We start from the raw sequence: 14,641 nt of genomic DNA, 5'->3' as shown, positions 1-14,641 counted from the left end.
CTGCCCCCTATAGAGGGCATTCCGTACTGAGAAAATCTCACTAGACTCCATTGAATGCGACGGCCACCCGACGGCCCCGCTCTTCATCCGAGTAAGGAAATATCGTGGGATCTCTCTACGCGTCTCGACTGAACCTCGCAGGTCTGATTTCGGTTCGTAAGCGGCCAGCACGCGCCGGTGTTTTCGGATTGCTGACCGCTGTCGCGGTTGTCGCCGCCGTTCTCACGGTTCCACTTCAGGCCGTAGCCGACACCGCTCCTACCGATCCGGCGACGCCGGTGACGATGGCCGCGGATTCCCTGCCCACCGCGCAGATCAACGGTGTGGTGTGGACCCAGCTGATCGTTGGCACCACAGTCTATGTGGGGGGTGAATTCACCAGAGCCCGCCCGGCCGGCTCCGGCGTTGGGGTGAATGAGGTGGTGCGCACCAATCTGCTCGCCTACAACCTGACGACCGGTGTGCTGATCCCGACGTTCAGCCCAAACCCCAACGGTGCAGTTCGAGCACTCGTCGCCTCCGCAGACGGCAGCAGAATCTATGCCGGCGGCTCGTTCACCTCCGTGAGCGGAGCCAATCGGTACCGTCTGGCGGCCTTTGACACCGGCACGGGCGCGCTCGTCGCCTCGTTTGCCCCAGTCCTGAACGCTCAGGTCAAAGCGCTCGGATTTTCGGGTGGCACGTTGTTCGCTGGCGGGGTCTTCAGCACTGCCGGTGGTCAGCCGCGCCCTCAGATTGCGTCCTTTGACGCCTCCAACGGTGCGTTGAAGGCCTGGTCAGGAACCCCGAGCGGCGGCGCCGTCAACGCCCTCACCGTCTCGCCCGATGGTGCCAAGGTCATTATCGGCGGCGCCTTCACCTCGTACAACGGCGCCAGCACCCCCGGCTACGGGATGGCGGCCCTCGACGCCGTCACCGGCGCCTCCCTGCCCTGGGCGGTCAACTCGCTACTCCGTAACGGAGGGATCAACGGCGGGATCACGAGCCTGACCTCCTCGTCCGATGGTGTCTTCGGCACTGGATACGACTATGGCGCTGGCGCCAACTTCGAGGGCACTTTCCGCGCCAGCTGGTCGGACGGTTCGATCATCTGGATGGAAGACTGCCACGGTGACACCTACTCCGCGGCCCCGACGCAGAATGTCGTCTACACCACCGGCCACGCGCACTACTGCGGCAATATTGGCGGACCGGTCGAGACGGCGCCGCGCTCCTACCACCGCACCCTGTCGTTCACGATGGCCACCACCGGACTCATTACGCCAAACGCCGTGGGCAGCTACGACAACTTCGTCGGCAAACCTCGACCGAGCCTGTTGAGCTTTTACCCGGACATCAACACCGGCGTCTACACCGGGCAAGGGCAGGGTCCCTGGAACGTCGTGACCAATGGTCAATACCTCTTGTACGCCGGCGAGTTCACCAATGTCAACAACAAGGGGCAGCAGGGTCTGGCGCGATTCGCCAGCTCCACGACCGCGACCAATAAAGAAGGGCCCCGCTTGGCCAACGCGGCCTTCGTCGCGTCGGCTTTCGTTCCAGACCTGCAATCGCTCTCGACCGGCACGGTGCGCATTGGGTGGAAGTCGGCCTACGACCGTGACAATGAGCGACTCAAGTACGAAGTTCTGCGTGATGGAGTATCGGTCGGCACCGTATTGGGCCTATCCGTCGACTGGTCCCGACCCAGCATGGGCTGGACGGACAGTGGACTGTCCCCCGGGCAGGCATATTCCTATCAGATCAGGGTGAGCGACCCGTTTGGCAACGTGAAGACCGGAAGTCCGGCATCCGTTAACGTCGCAAGTGCCGGGATCTACAGCGCGTATGCATCCGCGGTTCGTGCGGACTCGCCGACGTCCTACTGGCCGCTCGGCGAAGCCGGCGGAACGACGGCCTTCGACTGGGCCGCCGCCGCCAATGCGCAAACCAACTCTGGCGTGACCAGAGGCGTCGCGGGCGCCCTCAGCGGTGACGATGGCTCTGCTTCGCGGTTCAGCGGCACTACTGCTGGGTTCGCCACGTCCAGCGCGTTTGAAACGCCGCGCGGCGACTTCAGCGTTGAGTCCTGGGTCAAGACCACGACCAAGCGTGGCGGTAAAATAATCGGCCTCGGCAATAGCGCCACCGCCAACTCCGCCGCCTACGACCGCCACGTTTATATGGACAATACCGGCCGAATCTGGTTCGGAGTCAAGCCGGGTGCTCTGCGCACGGTCAATACGACGGGGTCCTACAATGACGGACAGTGGCACCACATCGTCGCCACTGTCGGCGCAAACGGTATGTCGCTGTACATCGACGGAGCACTCGCCGCCCAACGCACCGACACGACGTCCGCCGCCCCGATTCAAGGCTACTGGCGCATTGGCGGCGACAATCTGAGCGGCTGGACCAGTCGGCCCCTGAGCGACTACATCGCCGCTGACATTGATGAAGTCGCCGTGTATCCGGCCGCACTCGGGGCGGCATCCATCGCGAACCACTACGCCGTGGGCAGCTCCGGCCCTCAGGCCAACGTGCAGCCGACCGCGGCCTTTAGCTACCAGACGTCGCCGCTTGCCGTTTCGGTGGACGCATCCGCTTCGACGGATGCTGATGGCACCGTTGCAGGATACGCCTGGTCGTGGGGCGACGGGACGAATTCGACTGGCAAAACAGCCACGCACAGCTACACCGTCGACGGCAGTTATCCGGTCTCCCTCACGGTTGCCGATGACTCTGGCGCAACGGCCGTGACGACGCAGAACGTGCTCGTGCCGGCTGTTGATCCCAAACTTCCCGTGGCAATCGACGCGTTTTCCCGCGTCTTGAGCAGCGGGCTCGGCACAGCCGCCAGCGGAGGCGCGTGGACCACGACCGGATCGTCGGGGAACTCCTCGGTCAGTGAAGGTGTCGGGCGGTTTAAAGCCGCGGCCGGAACCACGGTCAACGGATATCTGTCGGGTGTGTCCGTGGCTGACAGTGACGTGAGTGTGACGATTGCACTTCAGCAGGCGGCCACCGGCTCGGGAGCGTACTCGTCGGTTATCGGCCGACGAGTTGGCACCGATGATTACCGGGCCAGGGTCAAGTTCCTGCCAACGGGTGTTGTGCAGCTGCAGCTCATGCACGGTGCGACGACCTTAACAGTGCAAAACATCGCCGGGCTGACCTACACGACAGGAACCCAGCTTCGGGTCCGGCTGCAGGTTTTCGGCACCGGGCCTACGACCATTCGGGCTAAAGTCTGGAGCGTCGGCGGCACCGAGCCGTCGGCCTGGCAGCTCAGTACGACGGATGCCACGCCCGCCATGCAGGCGTCGGGCTCGGTCGGACTGGCCCTCTACCTCGGGTCAACGGCTACCGTGACTCCGGTCACCACGGCCTTCGACGATTTCGTCGCCCTGCGCGTCAATTGACCGATGCCGGTAGAGGCCGATCAGCGTGACTGATCGGAGGTGAGCGGCACCGCTGCTTGTGCAGGATTTGTGATGGCGAAATGCCAAAGAGGGGGAATCGTGACCAAAGAATATCCGGGTGGTAAGGTCAGCGTCGTGATCGCGGTCCTCACCTATTGTCGAGCCCATGACCTGGTGGAGTTGCTGCCAGAGCTCCTTGACCAGGCCGCCACGGTTTCTCGGTCGATCGAGATTCTCGTCGTGGACAACGATCCGCACGGCGGTGCACGTGACCAGGTGGCTGCGGTCGCCGCTTCGAGTGGCTCCGTGCCGGTGCGGTACGTGCATGAACCGATTCCTGGGATCGCGGCCGGTCGCAATCGGGCCTTGACGGAAGCAGATCATGCCCAAGTGCTGATCTTCATCGATGATGATGAGCGGCCCACTGCCCAGTGGCTCATGCAGCTTCTCGACACCTACGCTACTTTTCGCCCGGCCGCCGTGGTCGGTCCGGTGCTCTCGCGATACGACACGGAGCCTGAACCGTGGATTCGGGCCGGCGGCTTCTTTGAGCGCCGCCGATTCGCCACGGGGACGCCGGTTTCGCTCGCCGCCACCAACAATCTGCTCCTTGACCTCGTTCAGGTGCGCCGCCTCGGCCTGCAGTTCGACGAACGGTTCGGCATTTCCGGCGGTTCGGATTCGTTGTTCACCCGGCAGCTGCATCGCCTCGGCGGGCAAATGATCTGGTGCGATGAGGCCATTGTCATCGACGTGGTCCCAGCCAGCCGGCTCACCCGAGAATGGGTGCTGCAGCGCGCTTTCCGCATGGGCAATACCTGGAGTCGAATCAATCTCGACGACACCGCGCACGGCGAGCGGATGCTCGTGCGAGCCACCATGGTCGCCCGCGGCACCGCGCGGGTACTGGGCGGCCTTGCCCGCTACCTGACCGGATTGATCATCGGACAATTGCCCCATCGGGCCCGGGGGCTGCGCACCGCTGCCCGCGGTGCCGGCATGCTGAGCGGCTCCGTGGGGTCGATTTATCACGAGTACAAGCGCTAGCCCAGCACCAATCCCCTGTATGGGGGGCATTGGTAACTGACAAAGACTCAATATACTGCGAACTAGTGCGGTGGCTATTCGACGGCTACGGTCCAAACCCTAAGTGAGGCCTTCTGGTGGCTGCTCCTCTGCTCATTCCTTCGCGCCGTCTTGTCGATCCAGCGCCCAGTGGAACCCCGCGTCTGGCCCACCTGGCACGGGCAGGCTGGCTCGCTCTGGCGACGGCGGTCGCCGTAATCGCCGGAGTTCTGAGCGTCCCAGCGGTGGCGCTGGCGGATTCCGCACCGGTCGATGTCGGCACTCCGGCCACGGTCGCCGCGGATTCGCTGCCGACGACACAGATCAACGGTGTCGTTTGGACTCAGCTGATCGTGGGGAACACGGTGTACGTGGGAGGGGAATTCACCAGGGCTCGCCCGGCCGGCTCGGCCCGAGGTGCCAACGAGGTGGTGCGCAACAACCTGCTCGCCTACAACCTCACCACCGGACAACTCCTTTCCTCGTTCAACCCCAACGTCAACGGAGCCGTCCGTGCTCTGGTCGCCTCGGCCGACGGTACCCGGGTCTACGCCGGCGGGTCCTTCACCAGGGTCGGTTCGGACACTCGGTACCGCCTGGCGGCCTTTGACACCGGTACGGGCGCCCTGGTCTCCACCTGGAAGCCGGTCGTGAACGCCTCTGTGAAGGCGCTGGGATTCTTCGGCGACACGGTCTATGCCGGAGGAACCTTTTCCACCGCCGGGGGACAGGCTCGCACCATGACGGCCTCATTCGCTGCGTCCAACGGTGCACTCGGCACCTGGACCGGTACGCCGGCCGGCGGCGGGGTCAACGCACTGACCATCTCGCCTGACGGGGGCCGAGTCGTCATCGGCGGCGCGTTCACCTCGTACAACGGCAGCTCCAACCCCGGCTATGGCATGGCCGCAACGGATGCCGCCACCGGCGCGTCCCTTCCGTGGAAGATCAACTCGATCATTCGTAACGGCGGCAAGGACGCCGCCATCTTGAGCCTGACCTCGTCGGATCAGGGCGTGATCGGAACCGGTTATGTCTTCGGAACCGGCGGAACTCTCGAGGGTGCGTTTCGCGCCAGCTGGGACGAGGGCGCGCTGATCTGGGTCGAGGACTGCCACGGCGATACCTACTCTGCCGTGCCAGTGGGCGACGTCGTCTACACCACCTCGCACGCTCACTTTTGTGGCAACATCGCTGGCCCGCCGCAGACCGACCCGTGGACCTTCCACCGCACCCTGACGTTCACATCGGAGGCGAAGGGAATCATCACCAGAAACCGGACAGGCGGCTCGTATTACAACTTTGAGGGAACGCCCCGGCCCGACCTGCTGACCTTCTACCCGGATATCAATTCGGGCACGTACACCGGTCAAGGGCAGGGACCATGGAACATCACCGCGAATGAGGACTACCTGCTCTATGGCGGCGAGTTCACGATCGTAAACAATAAAGGGCAGCAGGGGCTCGCGCGGTTCGCGGCTCGGACCATCGCCCCGAATAAAGAAGGCCCGCGGGTCACAAATACCTCCTTCGTGGCCGCAGACTTCGTGCCGTCCGTCGCGTCCTTCGTGCCGGGAGGCACCCGGCTGAGCTGGATGAGCGCCTACGACCGTGACAACGAAAACCTCAGCTACGAAGTGCTCAGGGACGGTGTGAGCGTCGCGACCATCCTGGCCGACTCCACCGATTGGGACCGGCCGATGCTCAGTTGGAGCGACACCGGGCTGACACCGGGACAAAGCTACGACTATCGCATCCGCGTGACCGACCCATTCGGCAACAGTCGCATCGGTGCCGTGGCCTCGGTCACGGTTGCCGAGGGAGCGGGGCTGAGTGACTACGCGGCATCCGTTTTGGGTGACTCACCGCGGTCTTATTGGCCACTGGGTGAGCCGGAGGGCACAACGGCCTTCGACTGGACCGGCGGAGCCGACCTGGCAGTGCGGTCGGGCGTGACCAGAGATATCTCAGGCGCCATTGCTGAGCAGGCCGCCTCTCGCTTCGACGGAACGGCAAACGGGCTGGCCTCGACCGCAACGGCGGAAGAATCGTCGAACAACTTCAGTGTCGAGGCGTGGGTGAAAACCACAACCACCCGAGGCGGTAAAATCGTTGGATTTGGTGACAAGGCCACCGGCAGCTCGGCCGGGTACGACCGCCACGTCTATATGGACAACGGCGGCAAGATCTGGTTCGGCGCCTACCCCAGCGCGCTTCGCACCATTAATACGAGTGACAGCTATAACGATGGGCAATGGCATCACATTGTGGCCAGCCTCAGCCCGGCGGGCATGACGCTGTACATCGATGGCACGCGCGCGGCCCATCGCTCCGACGTGACGACCGGGCAGGTCTACCAGGGATTCTGGCGAATCGGCGGAGATACCCTCAGCAGCTGGACCAGCCAGCCGACGAGCGGGTACATTGCAGCCGATATCGACGAGGTCGCGCTGTACAACGGCCCGCTGAGCCGTCAGCAGGTGCTCGACCACTACGTCGCATCCGGCCGCACCTCACCGGTGCCGGCCGCCCCCGCCGATGCCTACGGTGCCGCCGTGTACGGTGCTGAACCCGACCTGTACTGGCGGCTCGGCGAAGCTGCCGGAACGAGCGCCCTCGATGCTGGCCTGTTGGGCAATTCCGGAACGTATTCCGGAGCCGTCACGAAGGGTACGGACGCACTGATCGCCGGGGCGAGCAATACCGCCGCCACCTTCAACGGCGGAACGGTCAGCAGCGACACGCAATTCGTGAATCCGACGACGTACTCGCTCGAGGCCTGGTTCAACACGACCACGACGCAGGGCGGAAAAATCATCGGCTTCGGCAACCGCCAGACCGGGCTGTCGACCAACTATGACCGTCACGTCTACCTGCAGGATGATGGGCGTCTCGTCTTCGGCACCTGGACTGGCAAAGCAAACACGGTCACCTCAGCCGCGTCCTACAACGATGGCGTGAGTCACCACGTAGTCGCCGTGCAGTCTCCCGCCGGCATGCAGCTCTACGTCGACGGCGCACTGGTGGGCACGAATCCGCAACCGGCGGCGCAGGCCTACTCGGGATACTGGCGCATTGGCAGCGACCCTACCTGGGGCTCGAGCAGCCCGGCGCTCGCCGGTACCCTCGACGAGGTTGCGGTTTATTCCACCGCCCTGGCGCCAAGGGTCATCGGCCAGCACTTCACGCTCGGATCGGGAGGAAGCACGGCCAACCTGCCACCTACAGCAGCCTTCGTCACCTCGGTCGACGACCTGGCCCTGCAGGTTGACGCGGCGTCGTCGTCGGATTCCGACGGACAGATTGCGAGCTATGCGTGGACGTTCGGCGATGGCGCCACCGGCACCGCCGTCCAGGCGAGCCACACGTATGCCGAGTCGGGAATATACGAGGTCACCTTGACCGTGACCGACGATGCCGGGGCCACCTCGGCCGTCACCGAGTCGGTCACGGTCACCGCCGCCCCGCCGCCAGCCCCGGAGAATGCGCCTCCGGTTGCGGCCTTCACGTCGACGGCCACCGATCTTGCGGTCGCTGTCGACGGCGTCGGTTCGACTGACGCGGACGGCACGATCGCGGGCTACACCTGGGTCTGGGGAGACGGCGCGACCGAATCTGCCGCCGTGGCAACGGCAACCCACGGCTACGCGGGAGCCGGCACCTATGAAATCGTGCTCACTGTCACCGACGATGCCGGTGCAACGGCGAGCGCTTCCCGCAGCGTTGTGGTCACCGACCCGGCGCCAGCGCCGGCGACGGCGTTCGCAGCGGATGCCTTCAGCCGAGCCATGAGCACCGGCTTCGGCGCAGCGGACCTCGGCGGGTCATGGACCACGACCGGATCAGCAGCAAACTACGCGGTCGGTGACGGCGTGGCCAAACTCCGTGCCGTGCCAGGCAGGATGCTCAACGGCTATTTGAGCACGGTGTCAACCACTGAAACCGATCTGACCGTGACAACGGGCGTGCAGCAGGCAGTGACCGGCGGCGGCGTCTACCTCACGGCGATCGGGCGTCGGGTTGGTACGGACGACTATCGGGCCCGCGTTAAGCTGTTGGCCTCCGGGGCGGTGCAGGTGCAGATCCTGCATTATGCGACGAGTCTCAAGTCCTTGACCATCCCCGGCCTCAGCTACGTGGCGGGCGATCAGTTGCAGCTGCGGGTGCAAGTCACCGGCACCGTACCGACCACGCTCAAGGCGATGGCGTGGAAGCTCGGTGAGCCTGCCCCTGATACCTGGCAGGTCAGTGCGACGGATTCAACGGCCGCCCTGCAGCAGGCCGGTTCGATCGGGGTGGCGTTCTACGTCAGTGGCTCGGCCACCGTGAGCCCGATGACGGCGACCTTCGATGACCTGATCGCTGTGATGCCCCAGTAATTTGTCCAGGCAAGGCGCTATTTCGATGACAGGCACTGAGCAGGAAAGGGATCGCGCCGGATGCGGATCGTAACCACACGGGCGAGGTTGTACCGAACCCTGCGCAGCGCTTATCTTGAGCGTGCCCATGTGTTGCCGGAGGCGACCATTCTCTATCGGGCGAAACGATACGACTTTCACGAATCCCTGGTGGAGGGGCTCACCGTCGTGCAGGCCGGTCCGGTGCGCGCCGCCTGGCTGCTGGCTCGGTCGAAGGTGACCACCCTCGAAATCAACGAACCGCTTATGCTCTCAAGCGTGTGGGGCAGTGCGCTGGCCATCAGTGGCCTGCGAGCGCGGTCGCTGCTCGGTGGCCCGCGCGCGACGATCGTCAGCTACGCCATGGAAAACTCAAATCCTCTGGTCCGCCCGGTCGGCGAGGAGGGTCGACTGCGGCGCTTCGCCAACAGCCGCCTGTCGCGGTTTGTCTGGCGGCACACCGATCGCATCGCCTTCGGCACGGATGCCGCGAGAATTACCTACGGCAGCGCCCTGCGTCGGCCGTCGGCCGGAACCACGAGCACCGTCATCCCGGCTTTGCCCGCCCCGTGTGCCTGCCCGGTCGATTCCGGCCCTGGCGAGCCGCGCGTTGTTTTTCTCGGAGCCCTCGTGGCACGAAAGGGCTTTCCTGAACTGCTTGCGGCCTGGCCGAGCGTCACCGCTCTCATCCCCGCAGCGCGGCTGACCATCATCGGCAAGGGGGCCCTCGAAGACCGGGCCCGTCAAGCGGCCGAGCAGGACCCGACGATCGAGGTCATTATCGACCCGCCGCGCAGTGAAATTCATGCTCACCTGCGGCGCGCGAGAGTGCTCGCCCTGCCGTCTCAGCCAACGGCAACGTGGCGCGAGCAAATTGGCCTGCCCATAGTTGAGGGTCTGGCCCACGGGTGCAATATCGTCACCACGTCGGAGACCGGCCTCGCGGACTGGCTCACCGAGCACGGCCACGACGTCGTCGCCCCCGGGGCCGGGGTTCCGGCCCTGGCGAACGCGGTCATGCACGCCCTGCAGAAGCGGGTAGGAACTGGCGTGGCCGACCTGCCGGCGGTCGACGGGCGCCTGGCCGCCGACGCCTGGATGTTCGTCGGGACGCGCTAGAAAAGCCAACTCGGTGGATGGGCGCTCAGCGCGCTCGAACGGCGCGCACCGCGCACGCGTACGCCTCCAGGTGCCCGGCCACGCCGGTCTCCCAGGTGCGGGCCGAGAGATCGGGACGAGCCGTGTGGGACGAGAACCGAGCGGCGGCGAGCGCATCGGTGAGGTCCTGGGGCGAGAGTGTGTCGGGGTAGGTCAACACCCAGTCGCCGCCCACCTCGTTCGCCAGCGCCTCGGTGACAGCGTTCCGCGGCACCAAAACGGGGCGGCCGAGAGACAAGGCCAACAGTGTGGCGCCAGAATTGTGCATCTCCTGGTACGGGAGGACGACTAGCTCGGCCTCGCCGATCTCGTGGGCGAGCGTCTCGTCGCTCGCGTAGCCCAGGCTGAATTTGATGCGTGGGTCTCCGGCCGCCAGAGCTCCCAACGTTCGGGCCAGCTCTGGCGTGTGGGGCTGACCGACGATCCGCAGCGTTGCGGACGATTCCGCAGCATCCGTTATCGCCGTGAAGCACTCGATCAGTGTGTTGATGCCCTTATAGGGGCGAATCAGGCCGAAATAGAGCAGGCGACCGGGAACTGTCGAGGGGCAGGTCTGACCGGCATACCACTCGCGGTAATCGCCGTGTGCAATCGTACGTTCGAGCGCGCCCGCCGGAAGCGCAGTGAACGCGTTGAGCCGGATCCACAGGGTGGTTTGGCGGTCGAACGCTTGCAGCAGGCGCCGCTCGGTCGGTGACTTCTCTTCGTGGCTGCGCAGGTTATGCAGCGTACGAACCACGGCCGTGTGGCGCAGCCGCAGTCGCGTCAGCAGAAGTGCGAACAGCAGGCGCCGAGCCAGAGCGCGCGCCGGGGTGCGCCCCTGCAGCAGAATCTCTGGCCAGTGCACATGGAACACGTCGTATGGTGCCATCAACGCACGCCACCAAGAGAATCCGTCAACCTGCACGTGCTCCCGCAGCCCCCGGTCGAGTTGAACGAGGTAGGGGTTGGTCGTGGCGCGGCCCTCCGGAAACGACTGGAGGATGCGCACTACTTGGTCCGCGCCGATTCCGAGTCGCGGCGGCCGGAGTCATCGAACGCGGCTTTGGGCGCTCGGGTGGCCGTGACTCGGTTGACCGGTCCGGTCATTGGTGCGGACACCCCCTTCACGGGTGCGAGCGGTCCGTAGTAGACCTCGGCGCGATGTTCGCGCACCTGGTTCAGTACGATGCCGAGAATGCGGGCGTTGACCGCTTCGAGGGACTCGAGGGTGGTCGTGAGCTGCTGACGGGTGGTCGTTTTGTAGCGAGCCACAACGATGGCGCCGTCGGTGAGGTGAGATAGCCCGAGGGCGTCGGTCGCCGGAAGCAGTGGAGGGGAGTCGACGACGATGAAGTCATAGTCTTCGAGCAGGCGCTTCATCAGCGTTTTCATCGCGGCCGAACCGAGCAGTCGCCCGGGGTTCGGCGGGACGGCACCGGACGGCAGTACATCGAGACCATCGGACCAGCGCACGATGGCATCTTCGGGTCCGACGTCGCCGAGCAAAATTGTGGTGAGGCCGACGTCGCCCTCGAGGTCACACAGCTCGGCGATAGACGGGCGTCGCAGGTCGGCGTCGATCAGCAGCACCTTCGCGGAGCGCTCGGCCATGGCCAGCGCAAGGTTGATGGCGGTCGTGGATTTTCCGTCGCGAGCGACGGCGGAGGTGACGACTGTACTGCGCGGCGGGCTGTCAACGTCGATGAATTCGAGATTGGCGCGCACCCGGCGGTAGGCCTCGGCCAGCGCGCTGTGGGGCATGACCCGCATGGCCAGGCCCGCGGGGTCGGAGCGCCGCTTACGCCCGACCATGCCGAGCAGCGGGTCCGATGAAACCCGGTCGAGGTCCTTCTGCGTGCTCACCCGGGTATCGAGAACCTCCCGGGCCAGGGCATAAAGCACGCCGACCATGAGGCCGAGCAGCAGGCCGGTGAGCACGATGAGTCTGGTATTGGGCGAAAACGGTGCACCGGGGAGTTGCGCGGGTGACACGGTCTTCACCGAGATCGACGGCAAATTGTCGGGGCCCTTGGGTGCCAGGCTCTCCACCGTCGTGGCGAGCGACAGTGAAACGGCGTCGGCCAGCTCGACGGCCTGCTCCGCTGACGTGCTGGTGGAGGTGATATTGATGAACACGGTATTGAGCGGCGTGACGGCGGACACCTGGGCGGCGAGGCTCTGGGGGGTCGTATCCAGTTCCAATCGGGTGATCACCGGGCCGAGAACGGTCGGCGTCGTCGCGAGCTGCGCATAGGACTGTACGAGATTCTGCGTGAAGGTGGAGGTCTGCAGGAGTTCGCTGGTGGTCTCACCGCGATCGCTCGTGACGAAAACACTGTTGGTGGCCTGGAACTGCGGGGGCAGGCTCGCCGCATACCCCCACGCTGCCGCACCGCCGAGCAGCCCGACAATAAGGATGATCAGCCATCGCCTCGTGATGGTTCTCAAATAGTCGATCGGTTCCACAGCATTCTCCGTTCAGTTGCGCCCACACTACAATTAAGCTGATCAAAACTCACATTCGTCGGGCCGCAGCACATCCCCCAGTAGGAGGTACGTCGCCGAATAGTTCAGGGGCGCTGGAATACTCGGTCCAGATGCAGCGGATGCCCAGCTACGGCTGGGTCGCTCCGACGCCGCCCAGCGCGGTCATGTCCCGAAACCACTTGGCCAAAGCGAGCGCCAGATACAGTGCGTTAGCGACAAAGAGCACGGCGTACACCCCGAAGAACAGCGGGGGAGCGCCGAGCAGCACAAACGCGAGGCAGAGCACACCGTAATCGGTAGGCACCCCCAGGAGCGAGCGCAACACCGTGCGGCGAGCGGTCGATGGCGGAGCCAGGGGAGCATGCTTGGCCTTGAGCAAGTCGTTCAGGATCATCGCGAAGAACGATACGGCCGCCACCGCGGTGAACCCGATCGGAACCAGCAGCAAGGCCGGATCAGTGAAGGCAAAATGCGTGAACGCGGTGATCAGCACGGCCAGGTGGAGCGTGGAGATCTTGATGGCGTCGATGACATGGTCAAGCCATTCGCCGGAGGCTGAGCCACCACCACGCAATCGTGCGACCTGGCCATCGGCCGAGTCGAAGGCGTAGCCGACGGCCAGCAGCAGCCACACGGTGATGCCGAGCAGCCAGCTCGGCTCGCCGATCGCGAGCAGCCCGATGGCGCAGAACGTGAAGCCGGCGCTGATCGCCGTCACATTATTGGGGCTGAGTCCCTTCCGATAGGCGCCGGCCGCGATGTAACGGCCGACTCGTCGGTTCACGTAGACCGAGTAGGCGGGCGCACCGCGGGTGGCGACTTTCTGGGCGGAGGACAACCGGCGTACGGTGTCGAAATAGCCTTCCGTTGGCTGCGCGGTCGGGGCTGGCGTGCTGGTCATAGTGTGATTCCCCTGGACGGTGCGGTTGACGGTTGCCGGCTCATGGTCTCGGGCAGGCTCCAGGTTGACTCCTCGGCACGGCCGCTGCTCTGATGGTGCGTGCTGTAGCCAGCGGCCACACGGCGGGCAAGGCCCTCGTAGCTCGCCGTGACAGTGTCCCAGTTGTATAACTTCGCCGCCCGCTCCTGCAGCGCGGTTCCGACCTCGGCGGTGCGATCGGGGCTCCGCTCGGAGTCTTCGATCAGGGCGCCGAGCGAGTCCGCGTGGCTGAAGTAGGCACCGTGGGTGCCGAGCACCTCCCGGTTGAAGACGACATCCCAGGCGATGACCTTGGTGCCGGCACCCATCGCCCGCAGCAGCGAGGGGTTGGTTCCGCCGACGGAATGGCCGTGTAGGTAGGTGCCCGCGTGCGCGTACAGCTGGTCGAGCTGGCCCTGGTCCCAGACGCTTCCGATCATGCGGATACGCGAATCGGAGGCGGCCAGGTCGGCAATGCGATTGATGTGATCGACCGCGTACGGTGCAGAGCCGACCACCACGAGCGGAAGCAGGGCGCCGCTGGCCCGGTAGCCTTCGACGATCACATCGACATGGTTCTCCGGCTCGAACCGAGCGACGACGAGGTGGTAGCCGCCGGGGAGGAGGCCGAGTTCGGCGAGCCGATCGCACGGGGTGTCCGTAAGAATCTTGGTGCCGTACGAGATCAGCTCGGTGGGCACCTCGAACTCATCCTGGTAGTAGTCGACGATTCCCTGCGCGTCGGCGATCAGGGCATCCGCTTCACGAACAGCTACCTCCTCGGCCCACCGATAATAGCGGCGGCCGGTTGGGCCCCACTTGTCGCGCTTCCACTCGAGTCCGTCCACGTGCACAACGCTGGGAATTCCGCGCAGGCGCAACAGAGGGACGAACGGTGCATTGGCGGCGTTGAAGACGAACGCGACATCGAGGCGGCGATGGGTGGTCGCGTGCAGCACCGAGAGCCCGGTGTGGCTGAGGGTTTCGAGAATCTTGTGCCGCAGGGCCGGCAGCTCAACCAGCGTCATGCCGAGATATTCTTTTGGCGCGGGCTCTACCGTGTGGCGGCAGTACACGGTTACGTCGTGGCCGCGGTCGACCATTCGCCGGCCGATCTCCTCGACGGCCGTTTCAAAACCACCGTAGGTGGCGGGTACTCCGCGGGTGCCGATCATTGCGATGTGCAGGCGTCGTTGGCTGGTGGGCGCAGTGAGTTCGGTCCCCACGGTCAT

At 65.0% G+C, this 14,641-nt stretch carries 8 protein-coding genes; 4 read left to right on the top strand and 4 right to left on the bottom strand.

The features are described from left to right. Positions 1–104: 104 nt before the first annotated feature. The 4 genes from E3T41_RS07975 to E3T41_RS07960 all read left to right on the top strand — a co-directional run bounded on the left by E3T41_RS07975 (position 105) and on the right by E3T41_RS07960 (position 9,982). Positions 105–3,401, top strand: coding sequence for a LamG-like jellyroll fold domain-containing protein (locus tag E3T41_RS07975; protein ID WP_241991087.1), 3,297 nt, complete (start codon positions 105–107; stop codon positions 3,399–3,401). 99 nt (positions 3,402–3,500) lie between these two features. After that, positions 3,501–4,448 (top strand): glycosyltransferase family 2 protein, encoded by a 948-nt coding sequence (locus E3T41_RS07970; protein ID WP_241991086.1) that lies wholly within the window; start codon positions 3,501–3,503, stop codon positions 4,446–4,448. Between the two features lie 116 nt (positions 4,449–4,564). Beyond that, positions 4,565–8,845 (top strand): LamG-like jellyroll fold domain-containing protein, encoded by a 4,281-nt coding sequence (locus E3T41_RS07965; protein ID WP_241991085.1) that lies wholly within the window; start codon positions 4,565–4,567, stop codon positions 8,843–8,845. A gap of 60 nt (positions 8,846–8,905) precedes the next feature. After that, positions 8,906–9,982, top strand: coding sequence for a glycosyltransferase (locus E3T41_RS07960; RefSeq protein ID WP_134478019.1), 1,077 nt, complete (start codon positions 8,906–8,908; stop codon positions 9,980–9,982). A gap of 25 nt (positions 9,983–10,007) precedes the next feature. Here E3T41_RS07960 and E3T41_RS07955 read toward each other — a convergent pair whose 3' ends face one another. The 4 genes from E3T41_RS07955 to E3T41_RS07940 form a co-directional block, all read right to left on the bottom strand. Continuing rightward, a complete protein-coding gene (locus tag E3T41_RS07955; protein ID WP_134478017.1) occupies positions 10,008–11,012 on the bottom strand; it encodes a glycosyltransferase in 1,005 nt (334 codons plus the stop codon). Continuing rightward, positions 11,012–12,469, bottom strand: coding sequence for a polysaccharide biosynthesis tyrosine autokinase (locus E3T41_RS07950; protein ID WP_104132332.1), 1,458 nt, complete (start codon positions 12,467–12,469; stop codon positions 11,012–11,014). The genes E3T41_RS07955 and E3T41_RS07950 overlap by 1 nt, the downstream gene beginning before the upstream one ends. Before the next feature lie 148 nt (positions 12,470–12,617). Then, a complete protein-coding gene (locus tag E3T41_RS07945) occupies positions 12,618–13,391 on the bottom strand; it encodes a CDP-alcohol phosphatidyltransferase family protein (protein ID WP_092451754.1) in 774 nt (257 codons plus the stop codon). Next, the gene (locus E3T41_RS07940; protein WP_198416399.1) at positions 13,388–14,641 is read right to left on the bottom strand and encodes a DUF1972 domain-containing protein; all 1,254 of its coding nucleotides are present in this window, start codon (positions 14,639–14,641) and stop codon (positions 13,388–13,390) included. Before E3T41_RS07940 ends, E3T41_RS07945 begins: the two co-directional genes overlap by 4 nt.

Source organism: Cryobacterium sp. Hh38 (genome assembly GCF_004403235.1).
Taxonomy (GTDB): Bacteria; Actinomycetota; Actinomycetes; order Actinomycetales; family Microbacteriaceae; genus Cryobacterium; species Cryobacterium levicorallinum.
The sequence above is the reverse complement of the archived record's forward strand: the minus strand, read 5'-3'. Positions and strand labels throughout refer to the sequence as shown.